The sequence below is a fragment of the Alkalibacterium sp. m-11 genome (assembly GCF_054658155.1).
Window position 1 is genome coordinate 1 of sequence record NZ_BAAGIR010000456.1, and the last position, 283, is coordinate 283.

1 pseudogene is annotated in these 283 nt (G+C 39.2%); it reads left to right on the top strand.

Features of this window, described 5'->3' with window-relative positions:
• Positions 1–137 (top strand): annotated as a pseudogene (locus ACYQ2O_RS13170) (IS110 family transposase); the annotation flags it as partial.
• Between the last annotated feature and the right edge of the window lie 146 nt (positions 138–283).

Consider the following 283-nt stretch of genomic DNA (forward strand, 5'->3'; position numbering starts at 1 on the left):
AAAAATATAAAGAAGTACCGAAAACACAACACAAACGAGCCCTCGTCTTAACTGCACGAAAATTAGTGCGTCTGGTGTTTGCACTCCTAAGCGATCACCAACTCTATATCGCAAGATCGGAGGCGATGGAGTCTTAAGAGAAACTATTTCTTAAGGACGACTATCCGAAGACATAAACCGAACGTATTTTCGAATGCGTGGCGGTTTAGTTCAGTGCACCCTTTTTTATGAAATTAGGTTGTCTATTTATAATCTATTCTCTTGACTTAACACCATAATGCTT